Source organism: Hymenobacter negativus, assembly GCF_016056375.1.
In the GTDB taxonomy this organism is placed as follows: Bacteria; Bacteroidota; Bacteroidia; order Cytophagales; family Hymenobacteraceae; genus Hymenobacter; species Hymenobacter negativus_A.
Genome location: NZ_JAEDAE010000001.1, coordinates 962,885 through 985,616, shown reverse-complemented (window position 1 = coordinate 985,616; position 22,732 = coordinate 962,885). Strand labels below are relative to the sequence as shown.

General features: G+C 60.6%; 22 protein-coding genes. 10 read left to right on the top strand and 12 right to left on the bottom strand.

The window, feature by feature from the left end:
* The first annotated feature begins 73 nt into the window (after nt 1-73).
* The 3 genes from I7X13_RS04260 to I7X13_RS04250 all read left to right on the top strand — a co-directional run bounded on the left by I7X13_RS04260 (nt 74) and on the right by I7X13_RS04250 (nt 2,506).
* On the top strand, nt 74-922 hold the full coding sequence (locus I7X13_RS04260) for an MBL fold metallo-hydrolase (protein ID WP_198074465.1): 849 nt from the start codon (nt 74-76) through the stop codon (nt 920-922).
* Nucleotides 923-985: 63 nt separating this feature from the next.
* A complete protein-coding gene (locus I7X13_RS04255) occupies nt 986-1,798 on the top strand; it encodes a patatin-like phospholipase family protein (protein ID WP_317191520.1) in 813 nt (270 codons plus the stop codon).
* Nucleotides 1,799-1,969: 171 nt separating this feature from the next.
* Nucleotides 1,970-2,506: a 1-acyl-sn-glycerol-3-phosphate acyltransferase gene (locus I7X13_RS04250; protein WP_211531983.1), complete on the top strand. Its 537-nt coding sequence runs from the start codon at nt 1,970-1,972 to the stop codon at nt 2,504-2,506.
* Between the two features lie 101 nt (nt 2,507-2,607).
* Here the strand turns inward: I7X13_RS04250 and I7X13_RS04245 are convergent, their stop codons facing one another.
* From I7X13_RS04245 to I7X13_RS04225, 5 genes are read right to left on the bottom strand one after another with little or no spacing between them, the layout of a single operon-like run.
* A complete protein-coding gene (locus tag I7X13_RS04245; RefSeq protein WP_198074464.1) occupies nt 2,608-3,855 on the bottom strand; it encodes a sensor histidine kinase in 1,248 nt (415 codons plus the stop codon).
* A gap of 10 nt (nt 3,856-3,865) precedes the next feature.
* Nucleotides 3,866-4,312 carry a response regulator gene (locus I7X13_RS04240; protein ID WP_198068649.1) on the bottom strand — a complete coding sequence of 149 codons (447 nt, stop codon included), beginning with the start codon at nt 4,310-4,312 and terminating at the stop codon, nt 3,866-3,868.
* A 4-nt stretch (nt 4,313-4,316) separates the two neighbouring features.
* Entirely contained in the window at nt 4,317-6,635 is a 2,319-nt protein-coding gene (locus tag I7X13_RS04235; protein WP_198074463.1) for an ATP-binding protein, read from the bottom strand.
* Nucleotides 6,617-7,201, bottom strand: coding sequence for a biliverdin-producing heme oxygenase (locus tag I7X13_RS04230; protein WP_198074462.1), 585 nt, complete (start codon nt 7,199-7,201; stop codon nt 6,617-6,619). Before I7X13_RS04230 ends, I7X13_RS04235 begins: the two co-directional genes overlap by 19 nt.
* A 60-nt stretch (nt 7,202-7,261) precedes the next feature.
* A complete protein-coding gene (locus I7X13_RS04225) occupies nt 7,262-7,918 on the bottom strand; it encodes a DUF4159 domain-containing protein (RefSeq protein WP_198074461.1) in 657 nt (218 codons plus the stop codon).
* Nucleotides 7,919-8,083: 165 nt separating this feature from the next.
* On the opposite strand from I7X13_RS04225, the gene I7X13_RS04220 reads away from it, so the two are divergent.
* The 4 genes from I7X13_RS04220 to I7X13_RS04205 all read left to right on the top strand — a co-directional run bounded on the left by I7X13_RS04220 (nt 8,084) and on the right by I7X13_RS04205 (nt 10,895).
* Nucleotides 8,084-8,665, top strand: coding sequence for a Crp/Fnr family transcriptional regulator (locus tag I7X13_RS04220; protein WP_198074460.1), 582 nt, complete (start codon nt 8,084-8,086; stop codon nt 8,663-8,665).
* Between the two features lie 90 nt (nt 8,666-8,755).
* Nucleotides 8,756-9,439, top strand: coding sequence for a hypothetical protein (locus I7X13_RS04215; RefSeq protein WP_198074459.1), 684 nt, complete (start codon nt 8,756-8,758; stop codon nt 9,437-9,439).
* Between the two features lie 84 nt (nt 9,440-9,523).
* A complete protein-coding gene (locus I7X13_RS04210) occupies nt 9,524-9,979 on the top strand; it encodes a hypothetical protein (RefSeq protein WP_198074458.1) in 456 nt (151 codons plus the stop codon).
* Between the two features lie 49 nt (nt 9,980-10,028).
* Nucleotides 10,029-10,895 carry a cation diffusion facilitator family transporter gene (locus I7X13_RS04205; protein ID WP_198074457.1) on the top strand — a complete coding sequence of 289 codons (867 nt, stop codon included), beginning with the start codon at nt 10,029-10,031 and terminating at the stop codon, nt 10,893-10,895.
* A gap of 6 nt (nt 10,896-10,901) precedes the next feature.
* Here I7X13_RS04205 and I7X13_RS04200 read toward each other — a convergent pair whose 3' ends face one another.
* On the bottom strand, nt 10,902-11,597 hold the full coding sequence (locus I7X13_RS04200; protein ID WP_198074456.1) for a 16S rRNA (uracil(1498)-N(3))-methyltransferase: 696 nt from the start codon (nt 11,595-11,597) through the stop codon (nt 10,902-10,904).
* A gap of 356 nt (nt 11,598-11,953) precedes the next feature.
* On the opposite strand from I7X13_RS04200, the gene I7X13_RS04195 reads away from it, so the two are divergent.
* Entirely contained in the window at nt 11,954-12,913 is a 960-nt protein-coding gene (locus tag I7X13_RS04195) for an NmrA/HSCARG family protein (RefSeq protein WP_198074455.1), read from the top strand.
* Nucleotides 12,914-13,007: 94 nt separating this feature from the next.
* Here I7X13_RS04195 and pckA read toward each other — a convergent pair whose 3' ends face one another.
* The gene (gene pckA, locus I7X13_RS04190) at nt 13,008-14,633 is read right to left on the bottom strand and encodes a phosphoenolpyruvate carboxykinase (ATP) (RefSeq protein WP_198074454.1); all 1,626 of its coding nucleotides are present in this window, start codon (nt 14,631-14,633) and stop codon (nt 13,008-13,010) included.
* A gap of 240 nt (nt 14,634-14,873) precedes the next feature.
* On the opposite strand from pckA, the gene I7X13_RS04185 reads away from it, so the two are divergent.
* Nucleotides 14,874-15,794, top strand: a complete 921-nt coding sequence (locus tag I7X13_RS04185; protein ID WP_198074453.1) for an AraC family transcriptional regulator — start codon at nt 14,874-14,876, stop codon at nt 15,792-15,794.
* 256 nt (nt 15,795-16,050) lie between these two features.
* Entirely contained in the window at nt 16,051-17,619 is a 1,569-nt protein-coding gene (locus tag I7X13_RS04180; protein WP_198068624.1) for a peptide MFS transporter, read from the top strand.
* An 83-nt stretch (nt 17,620-17,702) separates the two neighbouring features.
* On the opposite strand, the gene I7X13_RS04175 is transcribed toward I7X13_RS04180, so the two are convergent.
* The 5 genes from I7X13_RS04175 to I7X13_RS04155 all read right to left on the bottom strand — a co-directional run bounded on the left by I7X13_RS04175 (nt 17,703) and on the right by I7X13_RS04155 (nt 22,643).
* Nucleotides 17,703-18,287, bottom strand: a complete 585-nt coding sequence (locus I7X13_RS04175; protein WP_211531982.1) for a GNAT family N-acetyltransferase — start codon at nt 18,285-18,287, stop codon at nt 17,703-17,705.
* A gap of 120 nt (nt 18,288-18,407) precedes the next feature.
* The gene (gene groL, locus I7X13_RS04170) at nt 18,408-20,054 is read right to left on the bottom strand and encodes a chaperonin GroEL (RefSeq protein WP_198074452.1); all 1,647 of its coding nucleotides are present in this window, start codon (nt 20,052-20,054) and stop codon (nt 18,408-18,410) included.
* 47 nt (nt 20,055-20,101) lie between these two features.
* The gene (gene groES, locus I7X13_RS04165; RefSeq protein WP_198068620.1) at nt 20,102-20,392 is read right to left on the bottom strand and encodes a co-chaperone GroES; all 291 of its coding nucleotides are present in this window, start codon (nt 20,390-20,392) and stop codon (nt 20,102-20,104) included.
* A 256-nt stretch (nt 20,393-20,648) separates the two neighbouring features.
* Nucleotides 20,649-21,041 (bottom strand): preprotein translocase subunit SecG, encoded by a 393-nt coding sequence (secG, locus tag I7X13_RS04160; RefSeq protein WP_198074451.1) that lies wholly within the window; start codon nt 21,039-21,041, stop codon nt 20,649-20,651.
* Between the two features lie 27 nt (nt 21,042-21,068).
* The gene (locus I7X13_RS04155; protein ID WP_198074450.1) at nt 21,069-22,643 is read right to left on the bottom strand and encodes a hypothetical protein; all 1,575 of its coding nucleotides are present in this window, start codon (nt 22,641-22,643) and stop codon (nt 21,069-21,071) included.
* Nucleotides 22,644-22,732 lie beyond the last annotated feature (89 nt).

Genomic DNA, 22,732 nt, shown 5'->3' with positions numbered 1-22,732 from the left:
GAGTTGAAGTACTATTGCATCATTATCCCTCAAACCTCCTGCCCCCTACCTTCCCACCCTCATACCCTTCAAAATGAAAGTTCACACCCTCGATACCGGCCTTTTCAAGCTTGATGGCGGCGCCATGTTTGGCGTGGTGCCCAAAAGCATGTGGCAGAAGCTGAACCCGCCCGATGCCAACAACATGTGCACTTGGGCCATGCGCTGCCTGCTGATTGAGGACGGCGGCCGGCTGCTGCTCATCGACAACGGCATTGGTGATAAGCAGGACGAGAAATTCCGGGGACATTTTTACCTGCATGGCGACGACACGCTGGAAAAGTCGCTGCGCAAGCTGGGCTTCACCAGCGCCGACATTACCGATGTTTTTCTGACGCATCTGCACTTTGACCACTGCGGTGGCTCGGTGCAGCGCCGGCCCGATGGTGCGCTGCAACTGGCTTTTCCCAATGCCATCTACTGGAGCAACGAGGCGCACTGGGACTGGGCCGTGACGCCTAACCCGCGCGAAAAGGCCAGCTTTCTGAAGGATAATATTCTGCCGATTCAGGAAAGCGGGCATTTGAAATTCATCGACCTGCAAAAAGGGGTGCCCGATGCGCTGCCACAGTTACGCGAAATCATTGTGGCCGACGGGCATACTGAGAAAATGATGGTGCCCGTGCTGGATTATAAAGGCCGCACGCTGGCTTTCATGGCCGATTTGTTGCCCAGCGCCGCCCACATTCCGCTACCCTACGTGATGAGCTACGACGTACGCCCGCTCCTCACGATGCCCGAAAAAGAAGCCGTGCTGCGCCGCGCCGCCGAAGAAAACTGGGTACTGCTGCTGGAACACGACCCCACCAACGAAGCCTGCACCGTGGCCCTGACCGACAAAGGCGTGCGCCTGGACCAGACCCTGCGGGTGGCAGATTTGTGAGTTGGTAAGTTGGCGTAGGGGGAGCGTAATTACGTATCAGGACAAAACCCGACAGCAAAGCGCGTGCATCCTCCTTACGATTCTCCCAACCCGCCAATCCACCAACCCGCCAATCCGCAGCTAGGATTGGCACTATCGGGCGGCGGGGCGCGGGGTATTGCGCACTTGGGCGTGTTGGCCGCGCTTGATGAACTGCAACTGCCGGTGGCGCAGCTGGCGGGCGTGAGTTCGGGGGCCATTGCCAGCGTGTTTTACGCGGCGGGCTTTGCGCCGCGCGAGATTCTGCGGTTGCTGCTGGGCACCAATGTGTTTCGGCTCACGCGGCCGGCGTTCAGCCGGTTTGGGCTGCTGCACTTAGATGCGGTGGAGCAGCTGCTGGCCCGGCACTTGGGCAGCACGGTCAACTTCGAAGATTTGAGCCGGCCGCTGACGCTGGTGGCCACCGATTTGATGGTGGGCGAGTCGGTGTATTTCAACTCGGGGGCGTTGCTGCCGCCGCTGTTGGCCTCGTCGGCGGTGCCGATAATTTACCGGCCGGTAGAGTACCAGGGCCGGCAGCTGGTGGACGGCGGCCTGCTCAACAACCTGCCCGTGGAGCCGCTGCTGGGCCAAACCAACCTGCGCGTGGTGGGCGTGCACTGCAACCCCATCAACCCTGAAGCCCGCATTCCCACCTTCCGCCGCCTCATCGAGCGCACCCTGCACCTGGCCATCAACGCCAATACAGCGGCCCGCAAAAGCCAGTGCGACTTACTGCTGGAGCCGCCCGAGCTACGCCATTACCGCCCCCTGAGTTACAAGCGCGGCCCTGAGCTGTTCGACATCGGCTACCGCTATGCCATGGGGCAGGCCGAGGCCTTGCAGGCGCTGCTGTAGGCGCGGGCGGCTCCTGAATGCTATTCTGGACCAATTGCCCATCTTTGCACTCCCATTGATGGGGAACCTAACAGCTGCGTCGCTGTTTTGGCCGTTTTATTCATCTATCCTTGCGCTACTACACTGATGTCTCCTGAGTCTGCTCGTTCGAAATCCCCTTTCTGGTATGCCATGGCCAAGCTCGTGTTCGGCGTGGCCGGCTGGCACCTGGGCGAGATTCATAACCCCGACATTAAGAAAAGCATGATGATTGCGGCCCCGCATACCAGCAACTGGGACATCATCCTGGCCCGGGCCGCTTTTTATTTGATGGGCGTGCCCGTGCGCTTCACCGTGAAAAAGGAGTGGACCGAAAACTGGGCGCTGGGCTGGCTGGTGAAGGCCATCGGCGGCCTGGCCGTGGACCGCAGCCGTAACAATAGCCTCGTGGATGGCATGGTGAAGCTATTTGATGAGCACGACGAGCTGGTGATTCTCATTACGCCGGAGGGCACCCGCGCCTACCAGCCGCGCTGGCGCAAGGGCTACTATTTTGCCGCGCTGGGCGCGCACGTGCCCATTCGGCTGGGCTACCTGGACTATGCCAAAAAGGAAGCCGGTATTGGCGAAGCCGTGTGGCCCACGGGCGACTATGAGGCCGATGAAGCCAAAATCAAGGCATTTTACCGCACTAAGTCGGGGCGCTTTCCCGCGCAGGGCGTGCGCTGAGTCGATTGCAGTCATTCCGAGCGGAGCGAGGAATCTTGGTAGAACCGTTCAACCGGCATACCTCAGATTCCTCGCTCCGCTCGGAATAACTGCAGTCGATTTTAACAGTTTCCACGTTTTCCGTGCAGGAACACGCGGAACACCGTGCCCTGTCCCTCTTCGCTTTCGACGGCAATGTGGCCGCTTTCGGACTGCACCAGCCGATTGACGAGGAACAGGCCCACGCCGGTGCCTTCGCCCACCTGGGGGTGGAAGCGCCGGAACAGTTGGAACAGCTCGTTGCCATGGCGGTCCATGTTCATGCCCAGACCATTGTCGCTCACTTCGAGCACCGGGCAGCCATCGGCCTGATAAGTACGTACTTGAATGTGGGGCGCACGGTCGGGGTGCCGGTACTTGAGGGCGTTGCCCAGCAGGTTGATGAGGATGGTGCGCAGGCTGCTGCGCACGTAGCGAAGGGCCGGCAGCGCGGAAAAATCGGTATCGACGTGGGCGTCGGTGGCCTCCAGCTGCGGACGCAGGGCTTTCAGCACATCGGCCACTAGGCTGGCGAAAGTAACCTGCTCGGCGGACTGTTCGCCGGGGCTGCGCTGCTCCTGCACCACGGCCGCCAGGTCGGTGATGGTGGTGGACAGGCTGTGCAGCGAATCTTCGAGTAGGCGCATCACCACGGCTTCCTCGGGGTCCTGGAAGGTGGCGGTGCGGCGCAACTCGTCGAAGAGGCCGCGCAGGTTGTCGAGGGGTTGGCGCAGGTCGTGGCTGGCCGCGTACACGAAGTTGTCGAGGTCCTGATTGGTGCGGGCCAGCAGGCGGTTGCGCGCCCCGATTTCCTGATTGGCGGCGCTAAGCTGGGCGTTTTTCTCGTTCAGCTCCTGCCGGATTTCGGTGAGCTCGGCCAGCGAATCGCGCAGCTCGCGGTTCACGCCCTGCAGCTCGCCGTGGTAGCGGGCCACGTACTGCCGCCACTCGTTTTTTTCGATGGCGTGCAGCACGGTTTTGTTTAGCAGCTCGCGGTCAAATTGCTGCTTCACCAGGTAGTCGAGAGCGCCGGAGTTAAGGGCGCGCACGGCCAAGGCCTCGTTGCCGCCGCCGGTTATCATCACCACGCACAACGTCTCGGGCGGGGCCAGCTCACGCAGGGCCACAAGCAGGTCCAGGCCATCAGTGTCGGGCAGGTTGTAGTCAAGGAGTACGCAGTCGGGCTGCTGCAGGCGGAATTGCTCCAGGCCTTCGGCCCCCGAGGAGGCTTCCACTATTTCCAGCCGCTGAAAACCAGACTGCTGGCCCAGAAAGCGCCGGTACAGCATCCGGTCCTCCGGGTTGTCGTCAATCAGTAGAATTCGCTTCACAAATTTCGGTCTAGCCAGCCAGCGGCAGCTCGGAAGCCTCCAGCCAATAACGAATAATCAGCCGCACTTTTTCTTCCAGCTCGGAATAGCCAATGGGCTTCGTGAGGTAGCTGTTGGCTCCCAAGCGGTAGCATTCGGCAATATCGATGCTGTTGGACGAAGTGGTGAACACAATGACCGGGATGGTGTGTAAGGTCGGGTCGTTCTTGAGCACGTCGAGCACGGCACGGCCGTCGGTGCCGGGCATGTTGAGGTCGAGCAAGATGATGACGGGCAGTTGGCTGGGGTAGTCCGGGTGCTTGCCGTGGCCCTTGAGGTACTCGAGGGCCTGGTCGCCGTCTTCGCAGCGCAGCAGGGGGTTGGGCACCGCGTTTTTACGGAAGGCCCGGCTCAGGGCCGTGAAGTCTTCGACGCTGTCTTCCACCACGAGGATGGGGATGAGGGCGGTGGGATTCATTGGTTTACAGGCTGATGGGAATCGAAAAATAGAAGGTGGCGCCGTGGCCGAGCGTGGAATCGACCCACAGCTCGCCGCCGTTTTTCTCCGCCATTTTGCGGGCAATGGCCAGGCCGGCCCCGGTGCCTCCGCCGTACTTGTCCTGCGCGTGCAGGCGCTTGAAGATTTTAAAGATATTCTCGTGGTGCTTCGGGTCGATGCCGATGCCGTTGTCCTGTACGTAAATTACCACAAAATCGGCTGGATTTCCGGTGCCTTTCGGGCCGCGAATTTCGGGTGAGGCCACGCCGATGGTAACACGCTTTTCGGCGTGATTGTTATATCGTAGAGAGTTGGTCAGCAGATTGTTGAAAACTTCCTGGATGGACGTGCGGCTGCCGCGCACGGTGGGCAGGGGGCCGGCCACGGTAACGGTGGTGCGGGTTTGCTCGAAGCGGGGATGCAGCAGGTCGAGAATGTCGGTCAGGGCATCGTTCAAGTTCACGGCTTCTACCACCAGCTCGACCCGGCCCACGCGCGAGAGCTGGAGCAGCGACTCAATCAGGGCTTCCATGCGCTGGCTGAGGCGCACCAGGGTCCGCAGCTTGCTCACGCCCTCGTCGTCGAGCTTGTCGGCGTAGTCTTCCAGCAAAAACAGCGAGTAGTTGTGGATGCCGCGCAGGGGCTCTTTAAGGTCGTGCGAGGCCACGTAGGCAAACGAGTCCAACTCGTCGTTGCTGCGCTCCAGCTCGGCGTTGAGGCGGGTCAGGCTGAGGGCTTTGGCCTGTAGCTCGTTGAAAACCTTGAGGCGGATGTCGGAAATGTGCAGGCGGATTTCCTTGGCGGCCTCCACTTCGAGGGGCAGCCAGGGGGCCGAGGTTTCTTCCACGGTCTGCTTCCAAGCCTCAAACGACTGGCGGGGCGAGAGGAAAATCTGGCCGTCGGCGGTGGTCTGGTTTTTCTCGTGGCGGCCGGCCCAGGTCACGGTCTGCAACTGCTCGGGCCGGAACCAGAGGATGTAGTCGCCGGCCTCGCGGGCCAGGGCCACGGCCAAAATGCCGCTGGCCGTGGTGCGAATGGCCTTGCCGTCCGGGTTGAGCTGCGCGTAGGAATCGGTCACGAAAACATCGTGCGGATTATTGGCGCGCAGCCATTCCACAATTTCCTCAATCTGGCGGGGCTTGGGCGTATGGCCGAGGGTGATGACTTCGCCGTCGAAAACAATGGCCGCGCCGCCGCAGTCCAGCACATCCAGCAGGCTGGGGGTGAAGCGGTGCAGGCCGTCCATGAAATTGGCCTGGGTGCTCACCAAATCAAACAACCCCACCTGGGCTTCTCGGATGCGCAGGCGGTAGGCCTGCTCGTCCTGCAGTTCCTTGGTTTTGAGCAGGGCCGACACCGTTTTGCCCAGGAACTGGCACAGGTCGCGCAGCTCGTAGCTCACCAAGCGCGGGCTTTGGTGGTGGCAGGTCACCATGCCCCACAGCCGCCCTTCCTGAATGAGAGAGATGGTCATGGTGGCCTCCGAACCCAGGTTGTGCAGGTATTCGAGGTGAATGGGCGACACGCTGCGCAGCACCGAATACGTCATATCGGGCGGGCGGCTGGCCCCGGGCGCCACCGTGGGCACCAGCGGTACCGGCGCGTAGTGGGCATTGGGAATGAAACGCAGCCAGTTTTTTAGGTACATGGCCCGGGCCTGCTTTGGAATGTCGGTGGCCGGGTAGTGCATGCCCAGCCAGGGGGGCAGGTCTTCGCGCACGTCTTCGGCAATGACTTCGCCGCTGTCGTCGGGCGCGAAGCGGTAGATGGCTACCCGGTCGAACCCAGTGATGGTTCGCACCTGCTCGGCCGTCACCTGGCAGCATTCCAGCACGCTTTCGGCCGTGAGCAGGCGGCCCAGGCTCACGTTGAGGGCCGGCAGGTCGAGCGCGCTCACGCTGGTTTCGCTTAGCGGCTCGCCCTCCACCCACAGCAGGCCGTCGTAGCGGTGCAGGATGAGCTTATAGGCCGGCTGGCCCGTCACCCGGCCGAGGTGAATGCCCAGCAGCCGGGCGTCGGTCCCCAACTTGGCCCACACGCGCTCCACTTCCAGCAGCTGCTCGGGCTCCAGCAAGGTGCCCAGGCCAGCCCCGATGAGGGTTTCGGCCGCCATGCCCAGCAGTGTCAGCGTGTTGGCGCTGGCCTGCACCACGCGGCGGCTCTGCTCGTCGAGGCACAGCAAAAAGCCGTAGGGCTGAATCAGTCCCGGGATGTGAATGGGCTCCCGGTCGCAGTTATTGAGCGTGATGGGCTGGCCGAGCAGGCTTTCGTCGGTAAAGTTTTTTAGGGCTGATTGAGCCATTTAGCAAGGGCTTGAAAAGTGTGAACGGCCGAAGCCACAATGGCCGCTGGGTCGTCGTGGCCGGCTTCGGCCGCCTCGGTCAGCTGCTCGCCAAAGGCCTTCCAGAGCGGCCCGGTGCGCTCGGCCCGGCCCGTGAAAAAGGCGTGCGCGGCAATGCCCGCCTTATCGAGCTGCCGCGCAATCACCTGCCCGCCTAGCGTGGAGCCTTCGAACACGTACATGGCCCCCAGCAGCTGGGCGCGGGTGCTCAGCGGTGGCAGCGCGGGGCAGCGCGGTGGCGGGGCAGGGTGGCCCAGTCGGGCCAGGTCCTCCAGAATCAGGGGGGCGCGGTAGCGCTGGTCGAGCAGCCAGGCCGGCCCGAAGGCGGCGGCGTGGGCGTGCAGCTGCGCCTCATAAGGCTGCAAAAAACCGTACATCCTGGCCAGGAATTGAGCGGTATCGGCCGCCGTCACCGTGCCCGCGCCCAGGGCCAGGTTAAAGTGGTTTTGCTCCACGGCATCGTGGAACGGTCTGGTTTCGTGGCGAAGGCGCGGCAGAATAGCCGGGCTTTCCTGTGGGTGAGACATAGTGAAGAACAACGTTGGCAGGACGAAAATAGGCCCGCGGACGCGGTGCTACGGTTTTGCTTAGTCCTGGGTCAGGGCATAGCTCACCAGGTTGGCCCCCATGCGCAGGGCCGCGTCGTGCACGGCGGGCGAGTCTTCGGGGTAGGTGCCCACGTCTTCCCAGCCGTTGCCCAAGTCGCATTCATAGGAATAAAAGCACACCAGCCGGCCTTTGTATACCAGCCCGAACCCCTGGGCGCGCTTGCCGTCGTGCTCGTGCACCTTGGGCAAGCCGCGGGGAAACTGATATTTCTGATGGTAAATCGGGTGGGAGTAGGGCAGCTCCACGAACTCCAGCTCAGGAAACACCTTTTTCATCTCGGGCCGGATGAATTTATCGAGCCCGTAATTATCATCAATGTGCAGGAAGCCCCCACCCGTGAGGTACTGGCGCAGGTTTTTGGCCTCGGCGGCGGTGAAGCTCACGTTGCCGTGCCCGGTCATGTGAATGAACGGGTAGGAGAGCAGCTCCGGCGAGTCGAGCTCCACGGTGGCTTCGTCGGGCGCGATGTTGGTTTTCAGCGCCTGATTGCAAAAGGTGATGAGGTTGGGCAGCGATGTTTTGTTGGCGTACCAGTCGCCCCCACCGCCGTAGTGCAGCTTGGCAATGCGGAAGCTGGGCGCAGGAGCGGCAGCCGATAGCAGCAGCGAAGCGGATAAAAGCAGGTATTTCAGCATAAAATAAGTGGGCAGGCCAGACCCGCCCGCTTTATAATGGCAGACGGAATCGTAAAGTTCGGGCCCGGGGCCGGTGCGACTTGCACCGGAGACGCAATGTAGCCACCCTGGCGGCTTCGCGCCTATATTCGCTGCCCCAGCCGGCCGCGATTTTGGACAGGATTCATGACTAACGAGAAGCTCACCCAATTTTTCCAGAGCATGGGTCCCATCAGCGCCGGGCAGGCCGCCGACATTGCCAGCGTTTTCGTCCCGAAGGCCATCGGCAAGCACGAATTCCTGCTGCAAGCCGGCAGAGTTAGCGACGAGTACTTGTTTCTGGACAGCGGCTTCGTGCGCGCCTTTGCCTATGATACCAACGGCCACGACGTGACCACCGGCTTCTATGCCAGCGGCCAGGTAGTGTTCGAGGTGGCGTCGTTTTTCAACCGCACGCCCTCGCAGGAATACATTCAGGCGCTCACCGACTGTACCGGCTGGGCCATCACGCACCAGCAGCTAAACGCGCTGTTTCACGCCCGGCCCGAGTTTCGGGAGTTTGGCCGGGCGGTGCTCGTGCGCGGCTACGCGGCCCTCAAAAGCCGCATGCTGGCCCTGATAACCGAGCCCGCCGCCGCCCGCTACGCCAGCCTGCTGCGCGCCAGCCCCGAAATCCTGCAGCACGCGCCCCTCAAAACCATCGCCTCCTACCTCGGCGTCACCGACACCTCGCTAAGTCGGATTCGGAAGGGAAACCCGCCGAAATAGCTGGCGGGCCGCATTTCTTGCCATTTGGCAAGCCGGGACGGCCGGGCCGCCAGTTCCTTTGTGGCGTACTAAAAACCAACCCGCCCGGCCATGCACACGCTCCCCGATACCGCGCTTCTCAGCCTCGTTTTTGGCCTGACTACGGGCCTCGCCGTTTGGCTGTTTTACCTGGCCGCGCACCGCTCCGGGCGCGTGCTGCTGGTGCTGCTGGCATGGCTGCTGGGGCAGGGCGCGGTGGGCCTGAGCGGCTTTTACACCATCAGCCGCTCGCTGCCGCCGCGGCTGGCGCTGCTGCTGGGGCCGCCGCTGCTTCTGATAGTGGCGCTGTTTGCCACGGCTTCCGGCCGCCGTTGGCTGGCGGGGCTGCGCCTCGACATGCTGACCGCGCTGCACGTCGTCCGCATTCCGGTGGAACTGGTTTTGTTCGGCCTGTATATGCAGAAAGCCGTGCCGCAGCTCATGACCTTCGAAGGCCGCAACTGGGATATTCTGGCGGGTCTGACCGCACCCGTGGTCTATTATTTTGCCTTCCGTAGCCAGCAATTAGGTCGAGGCGGGCTGCTGTTTTGGAATATCCTCGGGCTGGCTTCCCTGCTCAACATCGTGGTCAATGCGCTGCTGTCGGCCCCCACGCCCTTGCAGCGCTTCGCCTTCGAGCAGCCCAACGTGGCCATCCTGCATTTTCCGTTTGTGTGGTTGCCGGGTTGTGTAGTGCCCCTTGTGCTGCTGGCGCATCTGGCCGCCATTCGCCGGCTGCTAACCGACAACATTTAAACGCTTGTGTTAGTAAATGCCACCGCAGGACCATCCGCCTCGGTGGTGCCACCGCCGAACTTTCCGAACTTTAGCCGTTTGACTATGCAGGCCCCGCTTTTTGCCATCACCGCCACGCTGCTGTTGTTCGGGGCCTCGGCCCGCGCCCAAACTAGGAGCGCGCCAACCAAAGTCGCGTCGTATTCCTATGGTACCCCGGGCACGGTCAGCTACGAGCACCTGAGCTTCTGGGCGAAAGCCGGCAAGCGCACGGATATTTTTTATTCCTATGGGCCTGACCGCAAGGAAGTCACGGTAAAATACCTTGGTAAAACGCAGTTGAATGGTGAGCCAGGCTTTAAGGTGCGGTTTGCCAATGGCAACGTGCTGTCTGTGATTCCGAAAGGTACCCTGCTGGCGGTAAGCGCTGCCGGCCAGACGCCCAACAACTTTGCCTGGGAGTACGAAGGGCCAGTCAACGGCGTCGGAACGTTCTGCGATGTCTGCGTGGCCGACGAAAAAGAAGCCGTGCAGTTTATGCAGACGTATTACCTGAAATAACGCGTACCTGCCGCTTTTCTTCGCTTCCGTACTGCCTTTTGCCTGCTTTATGACCAACGAGGAAACAGCCGTTAAAGCCACCTATTTCAGCATCATTGGCAACACGAGCTTAGCGCTAATCAAAGGCGTGGCCGGCTATTTCGGCAATTCCTACGCGCTGGTGGCCGATGCCATCGAATCCACGACCGATATTTTTGCATCGTTGCTGGTGCTTTTGGGGCTCCGGTACGCCAGCCGGCCGGCCGATAAAAACCATCCCTACGGCCACGGCCGCATCGAGCCACTGGTGACGTTTCTGGTGGTGGGCTTTCTGATAACCTCGGCCACGATTATCGCCTACGAAAGCATTCAGAACATTGGCACGCCGCACGCCCTGCCCAAAGCCTGGACGCTGGCCATTCTGGGCGGCATCATTATCTGGAAGGAAATTTCCTTTCGCACGGTAATGAAAAAGGCGGAGGAAACCAACAGCTCCTCGCTCAAAGCCGATGCCTGGCACCACCGCAGCGACGCCATCACTTCGGTGGCCGCGTTCGTCGGCATTTCCATCGCGCTGGTGCTCGGCAAAGGGTACGAGTCGGCCGACGACTGGGCCGCCCTGTTCGCCGCCGGCTTCATCCTCTACAACAGCTACCAGATTTTCCGGCCCGCCTTGGGCGAAATCCTCGACGAGCACGTGTACGATGATTTGGTGCTCGAAATCAGGCAGGTGGCCGCTACGGTGGAGGGCGTGCGGGGCACCGAAAAGTGCTTCATTCGCAAAGCTGGGATGCAATACCATGTCGACCTGCACGCCAAAGTCAGCGGGGATATTACCGTGCGGCAAGGCCACGAAATCGCGCATCACCTCAAGGACACGCTGCGCAGTCGGCTCCCGCAGCTCGGCCACGTCCTGATTCACGTAGAGCCGCAGTAGCAGATTTCAGCGACCGATGTGGGCCGTGAAAACCGCCGCCAGCGCGGCCGTCTCCGTGCGCAGCCGCGAATTGCCCAGCGTGACCGGCCGAATGCCCTTGGCCAGCGCCAGCGCAATTTCCTGCGGCGTAAAATCGCCTTCCGGACCAATGAGCACGCAGCAGCCCGGCCCCGCGCCGGTCACCTGCGCCAGCGCGGTGCGCTCGCCTTCTTCCAGATGCGCGATGAACGTGGTTTCGGGCGTAACCCCGGCCACGAAATCCCCAAAATCCTGCATCTCATCCAGTTGTGGCAGCCAGGCCTGGCCTGACTGTTTCAGCGCGCTGATGGCAATTTTTTCCATCCGCTCCAGCTTCAGCTCGCGGCGCTCGGAGCGGGCGCAACGCAGGAAGCTGATGCGCTCGACGCCAATTTCCACGGCCTTTTCCACGAACCACTCCATGCGGTCGAGGTTTTTAGTGGGGGCCACGGCTACGTGGGTGAAATAGGAGCGGGGCGCCACCGTTTCGTGGTGCGTGATGCGGAGCTGGCAGCGCTTGAGGTTGGCATCGGCCACAGCCGCTTTGTAAAGGCCGCCCCGGCCATCGAGTAGTTCCACTTCGTCGCCCACGCTCAGGCGCAGTACGCGCACGGCGTGCTTGCTTTCGTCTTCGGGCAGGGTATAGGTAGGGCCGGCGAGGTCGGGCGCGAAGAAGGTATGCATGGCGCAAAGAACGGCAGGCTGGTGCAAAAACCGTATTATCGGGTGCCGCACGCCAGGCTAACCACTTGCCGCCCTACGCTTGCTAACGGTCCCAGCGTTGCCATTCAGAAAAACCACCATTCGGCTGCGAAAAGGTGTTTTCAGGTTCAGGAATAGTCCGAAATTGCTGATTCTGTACTGTAGGTAAGCTGCTGAATGGCAGTAAAATCAACTCCTATAAAAGTGCTGGGTGGAGTTGCTGTCGGGTGGCAAGTAGCCGTTAACGGAAACAATTGACATTGCGATTTAAATTAATATATTATATATTAATTATTATAGTAACGTTTTCAGTTTTATGTCTATCAAACACCTGAGCTATGCAAAAGAAAATCATCACCGTCTTCGGGGCCACCGGGGCTCAGGGCGGCGGCCTGGTCCGCGCAATTTTGAAGGATGCAACGGGAGAATTTGCCGTGCGCGCCGTCACCCGCGATATTCAGTCGACCAAGGCGCAGCATTTGGCGCGGCACGGGGCTGAGGTGGTGGCCGGCGACCTCGACGACCCGGCGAGCATCCGCCGGGCAATGGCCGGCGCTTACGGCGCGTATTGCGTCACTTTTTTCTGGGAGCATTTTTCGCCCGAGAAAGAAGATGCCCAGGCCCGCAACATGGCCGAAGCGGCTAAATACGCTGGCATTGAGCATGTCATCTGGTCGACCTTGGAAGACTCGCGGAAGTGGATTCCGCTGTCCGACAACCGAATGCCGACGCTGATGGGCAACTACAAAGTGCCCCACCTCGACGCCAAAGGGGCCGCCAACCATTATTTCTCCGACCTCAAAGTGCCTACCACTTTCCTCCTCACCTCGTTCTATTGGGAGAACTTTATCTACTTCGGCATGGGGCCGAAACCGGGACCGGACGGCAAGCTGGCCATCAGCCTGCCGCTGGGCCAAAGCAAGCTATCGGGCATGGCCGCCGAGGACATCGGGAAGTGCGCGCTGGGCATCTTCAAAAAGGGCAAGGCGCTGATTGGCAAAACCGTTGGCATTGCCGGGGAGCAGCTCACGGGGCAGCAAATGGCTCATATTATGACCAAAGTTTTCGGCCTGCCCATTGCCTACAATGAGCTAACGCCCGAGCAATACCGCAGCCTGGGCTTTCCCGGAGCCGATGACCTCGGGAACATGTTCCAGTTTCAGCGGGATTTTGCCGAAGATTCCCTCAAGGCCCGCAACCTGGCCTTCTCGCGGGAGTTGAACCCCGAGCTGCAAACCTTCAGCGAATGGCTGATTAAGAACGGCCAGCGCATTCCCGTCGAGCAGCTGGTGGGTTAGCCGTTCAGTTGCCCAACTTGCCAGCCATTATACAGCAAAAGCCCCGTCGGCTGCAACCGACGGGGCTTTCTGGTGAGTGAACTACTGCGAAACCCTAGGCTTCTACAGCCACGCGGGGCGCGCCAGCCAGGATTTCCTCGTTGGCAAAGTCTGCGTATTTCTTAAAGTTCTCCACGAACTTCTCGGCCAGGTCCGCGGCCGTTTTGTCGTAAGCTTCCTTGTCGGCCCAGGTGTTGCGAGGGTCCAGAATTTCGGAAGGCACGCCGGGCACGGCGCCGGGCACCATCATGCCAAACACGGGGTGCTTGGTGAATTTCACGTCGTCGAGTTGGCCGTTCAGCGCGGCCGTAATCATGGCGCGGGTGTAGGGCAGCTTCATGCGGTGGCCGGTGCCGTAGCTGCCGCCCGTCCAGCCCGTGTTGATGAGCCACACGTTGATATCCGGGTTTTCGTCCATTTTCTGGCCCAGCATCTCAGCGTATTTAGTGGGGTGCAGCGGCAGGAATACTGCGCCGAAGCAGGCCGAGAACGTGGTTTGTGGCTCGGTCACGCCCATTTCCGTGCCGGCCACCTTGGCCGTGTAGCCGCTCATGAACAGGTACATGGCATGCGACTTATCAAGCTTGCTGATGGGCGGAATCACGCCGAAAGCGTCGGCCGTGAGGAAGAAAATGTTCTTCGGCGCGTCGGCCACGCCGGGCTCGATGGCGTTTGGGATGAAATTGATGGGGTAGGCGGTGCGGGTGTTCTCCGTCACCGACTTGTTGGCGTAGTCCACGGTGTGGGTGCCGGGGATGAAGCGCGTGTTCTCCACGATGGAGCCGAAGCGGATGGCATCGTAAATCTCGGGCTCCTTCTCCTTGCTCAGGTCGATGACTTTGGCGTAGCAGCCGCCTTCGAAGTTGAAGATGCCGGCGTCGGGCGTCCAGCCGTGCTCGTCGTCGCCGATGAGGCCGCGGTTGGGGTCGGCCGAAAGGGTGGTTTTGCCGGTGCCCGAGAGGCCGAAGAAGATGGCCGTGTCGCCCTGTTTGCCCACGTTGGCCGAGCAGTGCATGCTCAGCGTGTTGTGCTCGTGGGGCAGCAGGTAGTTCAGCACGCCGAAAATGCCTTTCTTCATTTCGCCGGCGTAGCCCGTGCCGCCAATCAGAATCATCTTCTTAGTGAAGTTGATGATGGCGAAATTGTTCTGCCGGGTGCCGTCCACGGCCGGGTCGGCCTCGAAGCCAGGGGCGCAGATGATGCTGAAGTCGGGCGTCCAGCTGGTGTCGGCGCCTTCTTCGGGGCGCAGGAACATGTTGTAGCAAAACAGGTTGTGCCAGGCCTGCTCGTTCACGATGCGCAGCTTGAGCTGGTAGTCGGGATTGGCGCCGGCGTAAGCTTCGCGCACGTACAGCTCCTTATCGGCCAGGTAGGCCACCATTTTCTGGTGCAGCTGGTCGAACTTGTCGGCGTCGAAAGGGATGTTAATATCGCCCCACCACACGCTGTTTTCGGTGTTGGCGTCCTTCACCACAAACCGGTCTTTGGGCGAGCGGCCCGTGAATTTGCCGGTGTCGGCCATCAGCGCGCCGGTGTCGGTGAGCTGGCCTTCGCCGTTGCGCAGGGCGTGCTCGATGAGCTCGGCCGGCGTCGGGTTGAGGTGGACGGTGGCGGTTTCGCGGAAGCCGAGCGGCTGCAAACGATTGCGGGCGTCGACGGCAGAGGTGGGAGCTTCTTGCATGGCTATGAAAGTGTTGGGTGGGAATTCTCGTGACTGAGGATACAAAGGTAGAATCGGCGGGCGGACCGGTAGTGAAACAATTCGTTTCTTTACCGGGACAAATCAAACCTGATATGGCCCAAGCTGCGCCGTGTGCTGCAAAAGGTGGCACCCTAAGCCCATTCGGGCCAGAATAATTCAATCATCCTCCGGTTTTGCCCTTTCGGCAGGTTCCCTTTGTCCCTATAAAATTTGTTCGTTATGGCCACCGACATTGCGCGCTACAACGGAATCTACGGCGACCACAAGGCCCGGATTTCGCACGACTACCTCCAGAGCCAGCTCATCGTGCCCCGGCAGCGCGTCACCGACTGGGGCCTGAAGCCGCACCTGCACGAAAACCTGTTCCAGCTGTTTTTTCTCGAAGCCGGCCGCGCCGCCTTCGAGGCCACCGAGCTGGTGGAGCTGCGCACGCCCTGCCTGGTCATCATTCCTGCCAACACCGTGCACGGCTTCACCTTTAGCCCGCAGGTGAAGGGCCGCACCCTCACACTATCAGAGGCGCTGCTCGACACCATACTGCAGGCCACGCCCGGCGTGCTGGTCGAAATCAACGCGCTGCACATTCTGTCCGAATTCACTTCCGAAGTCAGCTTTACCGATTTATCGGCCCTGGAACAGCAGATTCACGAGGAAATCAACTCGGAATTGCCCGGCAAGCAGCTCGCGCTCAATGGCTATTTTAAGCTGCTGTTCGTGAAGATTTTTCGGCTGCTGCACCACCACCGGGGCCAGGGGGAAAGCCCCAACCGTGCCCTGCACTACTTCCGCGAGTTCCAGAAAGCCATTGAACGCACCGCGCCATTCGAGAAGAAAATTTCGGATTTTGCGCAGGAACTCAAGATTACACCGGTGCACCTCAACCGCATCTGCCAGGCGGTGAAGGGCAAAACGGCCCAGCAGATAGTGCAGGCCCACACCATTCGGCGGGCGCACAACTACCTGCTGTACACCTCGCTTTCGGTGGCCGAAATTGCCTACGAGCTACAATTCGTGGACCCGGGGTATTTCACGCGGTTTTTCCGCAAGCAAACCGGGCTGGCACCGGGGGCTTACCGGGCAAAAGCGTACCGGAGCGATTCGGCGGGCAAAGTGGTTAAAGCTGGCCAGACTGAATCGTAGCAAGCCGGAGAAAGACCGTCATGCTGAGCGCAGCGAAGCATCTTGCTTGCCACCACTATGCAAATCGAATGGATTACTTATTGCGGGCAAGATGCTTCGCTGCGCTCTGCATGACGGTTTGTTGAATACCGGTACAGTGCCCCCGGCTTCATAATGCCGAAACTTTCCTAGATTTACCGTGCCCGTATTGCATCAGGAATGCAGCGCGCCGCTTTTCAACCGATTTCCATTTATTTCTCACCCCTAGTTTTCTTCAATGCAAACCATTTCTGCTCAGACCGAGCAACCGCTCGCCGCGGAATCCACGAGCCACCCGCGCGGGTTGTACCTGCTGTTCGCCACCGAAATGTGGGAACGGTTCAGCTACTACGGCATGCGCGCCGTGCTGGTGCTGTTCCTCACTAAGGCCATGATGATGGACAAGGCCTTCGCGTCCAAATTCTACGGCGGCTACACCAGCCTGGTGTACCTCACGCCGCTTATCGGCGGCTTCATCTCGGACCGCTACTGGGGCAACCGCCGCTCCATCCTCACGGGCGGCCTGCTGATGGCGCTGGGCCAGTTCACGCTGTTTTTCTCGGCTTCAAACTACGGCGCGGCCGAAACCCACGCCCTGAGCCACTGGATGCTGTACCTCGGCCTGGGCGTGATGATTGTGGGCAACGGCTTCTTCAAGCCCAATATTTCGAGCATGGTGGGCTCTCTCTACAGCCCGGCCGACAAGCGCAAGGACGCGGCCTATACCATCTTCTACATGGGCATCAACCTGGGCTCGTTCATCGGCAACACCATCACCAGCCTCATCGGCGACACCGGCAACCCCGCCGATTTCCGCTGGGCCTTCCTGGCCTGCGGCATTGCCATGCTGTTGGGTACCGTGATTTTTAACTGGGGCAAGGGCAAGTACCTGCACACGCCCGACGGCACACAGGTGGGCGAAACCCCCGTGCAATCGGGCGGCGTGATGGGCATCTATGCGCTGCTGCCGGTGCTGCTGGCCATTATTCTGGGCATTCTGTGGCTCGATTCGGCCAAGTTCCCCACTATTGCGCCGCTGCTAGGCGTGGCCGTGGTGGGCATCGCCTACATGATTTTCAGCGATAAATCCCTAAGTGGGGCCGATATCAAGGGCATCATGGTGATTTTCATCGTATCGTTTTTCGTGGTGTTCTTCTGGGCCGCGTTTGAGCAGGCCCCGGCTTCGCTCACGTTCTTCGCCGATGAGCAGATGAACCGCACCATCTTCGGCTTCACGCTGCCGGCCAGTATCTTCCAGAACCTCAACGCCATTTTCGTGGTGGTGGGCGCGCCGCTCATGGCCATGGTCTGGACGGCCCTGGGTCGCCGCGGGGCCGAGCCACCGTCGCCTCTTAAAATGGCCATTGGCCTGGCCTGCCTCGCCGCCGGCTACCTCGTGATGTGCTTCGGCGTGCACAACCTGCAGCCCGGCGTGAAGGTGAGCATGTTCTTCCTGGTGGCGCTCTATTTCCTGCACTCCGTGGGCGAGTTGTGCCTTTCGCCCATCGGCCTCTCGCTGGTAAATAAGCTGGCTCCCGCCAAATTCGCCTCGCTGCTGATGGCCGTGTGGTTCCTTGCCAACGCGGCAGCCAACTACCTGGCCGGTTACATGAGCAGCCTCTACCCCGACCCCAAATCGACGGCCCCCGCGCCGGAAATCCTGGGCTTCCACATCACCAGCCTCTACGATTTCTTCATGGTGTTCGTGGTTTCGGCCGCCGCCGCTGCCGCTATTCTATTCCTCATCAGCGGCAAGCTGGCCAAGATGATGGACGCCCGCAACTACCCCGCGCCGGTGGCGCAGTAATTGCCTTTTGCATAAAAAAAGTCCCCGGCACCATCGGCGCCGGGGACTTTTTTTATGCACTACACACCGCTCGATGAAGGGCGCTACTGACGGGCAAGCCAGTTTTCTTTAGTGAGTCGATAGACAAAGTTGAGCTTGGGTGCCTCGCCGAAATACGCTATTTCTTCCTCGGCAATCTTCTCGGCGCCCATGCGGCCGATGGCTATCTGTGAACGGGTATTCTGCCCGCCAATGTGGAAATATACCTGCGAGACAAACTGGTAAATGTAGTCCAGCATCAGCGCCTTCACGCCGCTATTAAAGCCCTTTCCCCAATACCGGGTGGCATAGAACGTGTAGCCAATCAGAATGCTGTTGTCCTGCTCGTTATACCCGTAGAAACGTGTGCTGCCAGCTACTTCGTTGGTTGCTTTGTCTACGATTTTGAAGGCGCCGTGGCTTTGCATAGCGCCATCAAAAAACGTCCTGAATACTTCCGGCCGCCACCGGTCTTTGTTTGGGTGCTGCTCCCAGATGCTTGGGTCGGCAGCCGTAGCGTATAGGGCTTCAAAATCAATTTCCTGCAAGGGCAACAACAGTACCTGCTGGTTTTCTAAGTGGGGTTGGATATTGGGCATCATGGGGCTGCGTGCAAATGGACGAGTAATGTAGCCGGCGACGACCGCCAAGGTACAGTAGCGGCGGAGCCATTCTGCGGTTTGAGAATTCCTCCGGGCACAAAAAAGCCCCGCCGGCAATACCGGCAGGGCCTTCTCTTGAGCTAACAGCAGGGCTGCCAGCGGCTCGACTTACATCATGCCGCCCATGCCACCCATACCGCCCATGCCGCCGTCGCCGTGGCTATGGCCAGCTTCTTTGGGCTCGGGCTCGTCCGAAATCACGGCTTCGGTCGTCAGCAGCAGGCCGGCGATGGAAGCAGCGTTTTCGAGGGCCAGACGGGTCACCTTGGTGGGGTCGATGATGCCGGCGGCCACCAGGTTTTCGTACCGGTCTTCGCGGGCGTTGTAGCCGTAGTCGGCTTTGCCGTCGCGCACTTTCTGCACCACTACCGAGCCTTCGCCACCAGCATTGGCCACGATGGTGCGCAGGGGAGCTTCCAAGGCCGTGCGGATGATGTTCACGCCGGTTTTCTCGTCCTGGTTGTGCGTGTCGATAGCATCCAGAGCGTCCAGCGCACGCACCAGAGCCACGCCACCGCCAGGCACCACGCCTTCCTCAACGGCGGCGCGAGTGGCGTGCAGGGCATCGTCAACGCGGTCTTTCTTTTCTTTCATTTCCACTTCCGTGCTGGCACCGATATAGAGAATGGCCACGCCGCCGCTTAGCTTGGCGAGGCGCTCCTGCAGTTTCTCCTTGTCGTAGTCGCTCGTAGTGGTTTCCATCTGGGCCTTAATCTGGCCTACGCGGGCGGTGATGGCGTCTTTCGAGCCCTTGCCGTTTACGATGGTCGTGTTGTCTTTGTCGATGATGATTTTCTCGGCCGTGCCCAGGTATTCCAGGGTCGCGTTTTCGAGCTTGTAGCCCTGCTCTTCGCTGATAACGGTACCGCCCGTGAGGGTAGCAATGTCTTCCAGCATGGCCTTGCGGCGGTCACCGAAGCCGGGAGCTTTCACGGCTGCGATTTTGAGCGAGCCGCGCAGCTTGTTCACCACCAGCGTAGCGAGGGCTTCGCCGTCCACATCTTCCGAAATGATAACGAGGGGCTTGCCGGTCTGCAGCACCTGCTCCAGCACGGGCAGCAGCTCCTTCATGGTGCTCACCTTCTTGTCGTAGATGAGGACGAAGGGCGAGTCGAACTCAACCTCCATTTTCTCAGGGTTGGTCACGAAGTAAGGGGAGAGGTAGCCGCGGTCAAACTGCATGCCTTCCACCGTCTTCACTTCGGTTTCGGTGCCACGAGCTTCTTCTACGGTGATGACGCCTTCCTTGCCCACTTTGTCCATGGCATCGGCAATCATTTTGCCGATTTCCATGTCGTTGTTGGCCGAAATGGCACCCACCTGGGCAATTTCTGACGAGTTTTCAATCTTCTTCGACTGGGTCTTCAGGTTGGCCACCACGGCCTGCACTGCTTTGTCGATGCCACGCTTCAAATCCATCGGATTGGCGCCCGCAGCCACGTTTTTCGAGCCAGCGGTGTAGATGGCCTGGGCCAAAACCGTAGCCGTCGTGGTGCCGTCACCAGCCTGGTCGGCCGTTTTCGAAGCCACTTCTTTCACGAGCTGGGCGCCCATGTTTTCAATCGGGTCGCGCAGCTCAATTTCCTTGGCCACGGTCACGCCGTCCTTGGTGATGGAGGGAGCGCCGAATTTCTTGTCGATGATGACGTTGCGGCCTTTCGGGCCGAGGGTCACTTTCACGGCGTTTGCCAGTTTGTTCACACCAGCCTGCAGTTTGCTACGGCCGTCGGTGTCGAATTGGATGTTCTTAGCCACGTTGGGAAGAATTAGGAGTTATGAATTATGAGTTATTCTCGGCGGGCTTAGAGCACGGCGAAAATGTCCGACTCGCGCATGATGAGCAGGTCTTCGCCATCGACGGTGATTTCGGTGCCGGCGTACTTGCCGTAGAGCACCTGGTCGCCCACGGCCACCTGCGGCTTGATGATGGTACCGCTGTCGGCGGTTTTGCCTTCGCCCACGGCTACTACTTCGCCACGCTGGGGCTTCTCCTTGGCCGTATCGGGGATGATGATGCCGGATTTGGTTTTCTCCTCGGCGGCGGCGGCGCGAACAATTACGCGGTCAGCCAGCGGTTTCATGCTAAGTGCCATTTTGGGTGTATTTGGGTTGGATTAAGTTGAAATACTAGGTGTCCGGCCTATTCTCATTTCCCGTGCCAGCGCCACAAACCTGACAAAATGGGCAGGTTTATGGCTGGGCGTGGCAGAAGTGACGGACGCGCCGGCAGCAGTGGCTGGTTCACCTGCGCATCAATGCCGCGTCGGCCCTTTGCATTGCCCAACAAAAAAGCCGGTGCCCCTCGTTGGAGAAGCACCGGCTTTTGTCGGTTCGGAGTAGAAGCCGCGATTATTTGGCAGGCGTAGTAGCCGGCGCTGGCGTCGTGGTGCCAGTAGCGGGAGCAGTTGCGTCGGGGGCCGGAGCAGCCGGAGCGGGCGCGCTCGGGGCGGTAGGAGCCGGCAGCTTAGTTTCGAGGGCGCGCTGCTGGTTCACGCTGCGCACCGGGCCACCGCCGGTGGAGGTGAGCATATGCGACCCAAGCGACAGCACCACCAAACCGATAGCAAAGCCCCAGGTGAGTTTTTCGAGCAGGTCGCCGGTGCGTTTCACGCCCATCATGCTGGCCGCGCCGCCGGCGCTAAACTGGCTGGAAATTCCGCCCCCTTTGGGGTTTTGGGCCAGCACTACGAGGGCCAGCAGGAAGCATACCAGGAGAATGAGGATGATGAGAGCGATGTACATGAGGGGTAAAGAAGCTGAAAAAGCAAATTACGCTGAAGGTTGCAATGATTCTATTTGGGCTGCAAAGTACGCCATTTTTTCCGGCTGCTTCACCATGAGCTTTTCATAAATCTCAATGGCCCGGGCAGTTTTGCCTTGCCGCACGAAGATGCGGGCCAGATTTTCGGAAACGAGGTCGGGTTCGGAGCGGGTGCTGCGCACGCTCAAGTCGGGCTGGCCGCCGGGCGTGGGCGGCAGCATGCCCGGCCGCGTGAGGCGCGGCTGACGCTTGAGGAAGTTGTTGATGAGGTCAATGGTAGAAGGCAGCTCGGGCGGGGCGGGGCAGTGCGTGGCCCAGTGGTCGAGCAGCAGCGGGTCCGGCTCGAAGAAGGTGCCGGTGGGGGGGAGCGGCACGGCCGGCGGCTGGGCGGCGGCCACCACGGCGGTGGCGGTTTCGGCGGCTTCGGCCTTGGCAGTCAGCAGGTCCAGCAGCTGCATGGACAAGCCCAGACGGCTGCTTTCGCCGAAAGCGTAGCCCACCACGGCATCGCCGGTGAAAGCGGCCGGGGTGAACACCGGCGCGGCCGGGGCCGTCGCCGGCAGGGTAAATGCGTCGGGGCTGCCCAGGCTGCGGGTAACCGCCGATGCGGCCCATTCATCAACCAGGCCGGGCAGCTCATAGCTCGTTACGGCGGCGGGCGGCGCATCGGCTAGGCCAAATTCGAACCTCGCTTCGCCCACTTCTACCGGTGGCCGAATCGCGGGGGCCTGGGCCGGTAATTCGTCGGCAATTGCAATGGCCTCGGGTGCGTCAATTAGCGGTGCCGAAATTATTTCAGGCACTTCAACTGCTGCCACTGGCTCGGCCAGGGGGCTGGTCGTTATCTCAACCCCTTCTTGGTCGACCAATTCTATCGGGGGTGGGGCCGCCGTTGGCGTTGCCGGCTCCAATTCAACTGGAAACGGAGGAGAAGCTTCGTGCGCGGCTTGCGGCACCGCTGGCTTTTCTTCCTGGACGATGGCCGTGGCTTGGGTGGATTCAGCCGGGGGAACTGCTTCGGAGAGGACTTCTGCAATAGCTGCCGGTGCTACAGACAACTGCGCGGCCACGGCAGATGGCAAGGCCTGTTCAATTTCAACGGAAACCGCCGGCATTGCCGGACTTGTGGCCACTGGTTGGGGTTCCTCAACCGCTGTAATCGGTTCGGGCTTTGCAGCAATGACAACGGCTGCCGGTGCGGGGGCAGGGATTTCCGCCGCAACCGGCGCTGCTGGCTGTGGCGTAGCAACTGGCGTGGCTTCGGCCACGAAAGCTGGCTCGATTGCAACCGGGGGCGGACTCTCAATGGAGGGCGCAGCCCCGGAAACCGGAAGAGCTACGGGCTCCGCTTCCACTTGCTCGATGAGGCGGCGCAGCAGGCTGCGGTCGGCAGCGTAAGTGGCGGCGCGGCGCAGGCGCTGGCTGGCCAGCATGGTGCCCTGGTCGTGAGCGGCTTTGGCCAGCAGCAGGTGGGCAGTCTGGCAATAGGGAAAGGCCTGGGCCAGCTGCTCAAGCTCGCGCACTTCGGCCGGCCCCAAAGCGGTGGGGCGGTCGAGAACGTGCAGAAGCGTAGCGCGGGTCACAGATGAAACAGGCAGTGGAAGCGGTAATTGGGAAGAACTGAGTTTCGGAGCAAAGCCGTAAATCAGCGCATCGGACCCATTAATGGGGG